We start from the raw sequence: 1225 nt of genomic DNA on the forward strand, positions 1-1225 counted from the left end.
GCCCTCTTTTACATCTGGCCCGTAATGTCCCCAGCCAATTGTCCAGTATTTTTCAGCCGCTACCGGCTTGTACGCTTTCAATCGACAGCCCTCAAAGTTTTTGATAAGTTTAAGCCCTGCCTCTCCTATCTTTCGGCTCATTTAATTTTCACCACGCTTATTAAATTGTTTGATGAATTGATTGCTGTAGACCGCCACAGCACCACACAAGATACCTTGGATAACGGCCTGCACTGTAAACCCTAGCAGCAAGCAAGCAAATACAATAGCTACGCCTGTGACAATGTAGATGATTGTCCAGTCCGGTACACGCGGCGTTTGCTTAAGCACATAGCCGATGATCCAACAAGCCACGACGACAACTAACAATTCCGGGTTAATAAACTCTAATACTGCGTTCCAATCCATTTCCATCAACCTCTCTTAATGAGTTTTATATATAATGAAAAAGACGCAAACACTAGTCCGAAGACTATGCTCACGTCTTTGAGTTTGTTTAACTGCCTTGTAGCAGCGCCTTGTAAGTAGGAAACTGTTGGTTTTGCTGCACTAATATCTATCCCAGCGTTTATAAGCCTATGTAGTTCGTCTCGCTGTTGGAGATAGATAGAGTATTTTGTGACCCAATCCAAAGTCATAGCGGCAACGATGAGCGCGAAACAGATTGTCACAACGATGTATGATACACTGATGATTTTCTGTTTCATTTTAGCCTCTCCTTCAACTCACGCAATTCCGAGATGATTAGATCGTACTTTTCAGAAAATTTAGAGAGAACGTTGTTTTGCTGCTGGATTATGCCGTTTAAATCCTTCTCGCGTTCTTTGTTGGCCCTCATAACATAAATAAGAAGCCATACGAACAACGCTCCGAATGGCCCCTGTGTAATGAAATATTTGAAAATTTCGTTTTCCATAAACCCACCCCTGTGATATAATTAAACCGCTTTCTGTCCCTGTGCAGAAAGCCGGGAGGGTCGAAGTTTAGCGACCTAAGCCCTCCCGTTACCTCAACACAGGGATTTTTTAATTACTCTATTGCAACCCAATAATCAATACTGGCGTTAAATGTAGTGCCACTATTAGAATTTGCAAAATTTACCGTTACCGTAAAGCCGTCAGAAGTTGGGGAAAAAGAAGCTAAGGCTGCTGATACACCCTTACCTTGGCCGACATTAAGTGATGTAAAGTTCGAAATAAGTCCATTGAAATACCTTTCGTTCGCC

Annotated in this window: 5 protein-coding genes; all 5 read right to left on the minus strand. The window is 42.4% G+C overall.

Features of this window, described 5'->3' with window-relative positions; all coding sequences use genetic code 11:
• Nucleotides 1-141: lysozyme (locus tag NYE69_RS33895; protein ID WP_445744857.1), on the minus strand; the 141-nt coding region annotated here is incomplete at its 3' end.
• Entirely contained in the window at nucleotides 142-408 is a 267-nt protein-coding gene (locus NYE69_RS33535; protein ID WP_340930758.1) for a phage holin family protein, read from the minus strand.
• Between the two features lie 5 nt (nucleotides 409-413).
• On the minus strand, nucleotides 414-707 hold the full coding sequence (locus NYE69_RS33540; RefSeq protein ID WP_340930760.1) for a hypothetical protein: 294 nt from the start codon (nucleotides 705-707) through the stop codon (nucleotides 414-416).
• Complete coding sequence (locus NYE69_RS33545; protein ID WP_340930761.1) at nucleotides 704-916, minus strand: BhlA/UviB family holin-like peptide; 213 nt, start codon at nucleotides 914-916, stop codon at nucleotides 704-706. The genes NYE69_RS33540 and NYE69_RS33545 overlap by 4 nt, the downstream gene beginning before the upstream one ends.
• A gap of 113 nt (nucleotides 917-1029) precedes the next feature.
• Nucleotides 1030-1225 (minus strand): hypothetical protein (locus tag NYE69_RS33550; protein ID WP_340930751.1); only part of this gene is annotated, 196 nt, incomplete at its 5' end.

Source organism: Paenibacillus sp. FSL R5-0527, from assembly GCF_038008055.1.
In the GTDB taxonomy this organism is placed as follows: domain Bacteria; phylum Bacillota; class Bacilli; order Paenibacillales; family Paenibacillaceae; genus Fontibacillus; species Fontibacillus macerans.